At 33.6% G+C, this 1,868-nt stretch carries 2 protein-coding genes; both read left to right on the forward strand.

Features of this window, described 5'->3' with window-relative positions; translation table 11 throughout:
* On the forward strand, positions 1-489 hold a 489-nt coding region (locus G466_RS24185; RefSeq protein ID WP_026815002.1), incomplete at its 5' end, for a leucine-rich repeat domain-containing protein.
* Between the two features lie 385 nt (positions 490-874).
* On the forward strand, positions 875-1,822 hold the full coding sequence (locus G466_RS0118850; protein WP_026815003.1) for a ligand-binding sensor domain-containing protein: 948 nt from the start codon (positions 875-877) through the stop codon (positions 1,820-1,822).
* Positions 1,823-1,868: the final 46 nt, after the last annotated feature.

Raw genomic sequence — 1,868 nt, forward strand, 5'->3', positions numbered from 1 at the left:
AATAGGATAAGCAGTAATTCTCAGGCTTTGAGCATATCGGTTTTTTTGCCTCCCAATTATGAACCTAAACCTATAACGGATTTAAAACGGATCTCTAACAATATCATCGAATTGGACCTGAGCGGTATCCCCATAGGGGAACAGGAAATGGACTTGGTAGCCCAGTGTAAAAACTTGGAGTGGTTAGAACTTGATAAGACACCTATTACCGATACCGAGTTAAATAAGTTGACTGGTCTGGACCAGCTTAGTATGCTAAAAGTGTATGGAACGGGTATTACAGATCAGAGCATATCTATTTTGAAGGATTTAAAGGGATTAAAAAGCCTTTATGTTTGGGAGACACAGATTTCAGATGTGGGACTTAAAGATATAAAGGGAGCATTACCTGATATACAAATAAACGATGGAATTGCCCCAGAACTAAAAGCCGCATTTATAGAAAAAGACACGGTTTCTGATAGTAAACCTTTGAATAAAACTTCATAGTATTATGAGGATATAAGATTGTTATTTGGTTAATTAGTTGGAACTGGGCTGTCAGAAATGACAGCTCATTCTTTTCTATCCCATTAATTTAACAAGACCACTGGATTTAATACAGTGATTATCATCACTTAACACCTAAAAGTTAAGGAAGTAGAAATCGATAAAGGTAATTTATTAGATTCAACTATACGAGCAAACATTTGGAATCTGAATGGTATGAGTGATGGGGTGAATTAATCTTTATTTAAATAAAAGTTATACTAAATAAAATAGTAATACGGAGTTTATGATCATATTTAACACAGTTGTAAATCCTATTTTTAATGCTCTTAAGGTTATTCATATATTTTTCTATTATTTGTATATTAGTCTCAAATGTTTATAAATGTCCCAACGAAAAATCATCTTAGTTATTCTCTTTTTTATATCTATAAATGGTTTTTCACAGGAATATCTTTTCAACCATTATACCACAGTAGATGGTCTATCGCATAATGAGGTTAGGAAAATTGTTAAGGATACTGATGGGTTTTTGTGGTTAGGGACGCAAAATGGGCTTAATCGATTTGATGGATATAGATTCGAAATCTTTAAGAATAGGCCTAATGATAGTACTTCGCTCGTAGGTAATAAGATATATTCCTTAGCCTCTTCCAAACATAAATTATGGGTAGGTACTACAAATGGTATTAGTATTTTAGATACAAGAACACTAAGGATTATTTCAGCACCTGAAATAACTAAAACACTTTCATCTAATGCAGTATTTGAAATATACCACGATGGAGAGGAGAATATATGGATATTCACAGGGGACAAAAATTATAAAATAGAGGGTAAGACTCTTACAATAAAAAGTTGTTTGCCTTCATATAAAATGGTCACCATGGCACGAGGGGAAGATGGTTACTTTTGGATAGGAACTGATAAAGGTCTTTTAAAATATGACGCTAACAGAAATGTTATAATTAAAACTTATAATATTGGTAGATATGATATTTTTAGTCAGAATCAAGTATACACCAATGATCTTGGGGAGGTTTGGACCACTGTAGGCGATGTGCTTTATATTTATCAAGCAAATAAAGATAAATTTATTCCTATGCATAGCTCTAAACGCTTGAATGCAATTGGAGAACATAAGAGCGAAACTGTTTTGTTTGGTAGTTATGGAAATGGACTATTAAAATATGAACGAAGGTCTGGCCAATTCACTTCTATAATATCCAACCCTGAAAAGCTTAATTCACTGAGCAGTGACGATATTTATGATGTTTTTGTAGATGAATGGATATACTGGAGCATGCTGACCCCTCTAAAGCCTAATCAATAAGTAACTGCCGTTCTGGCGGATGCTGACCCCCCTTTGAAAAATAAGA

Source organism: Arenibacter certesii DSM 19833, from assembly GCF_000429545.1.
GTDB classification, from domain to species: Bacteria; Bacteroidota; Bacteroidia; order Flavobacteriales; family Flavobacteriaceae; genus Arenibacter; species Arenibacter certesii.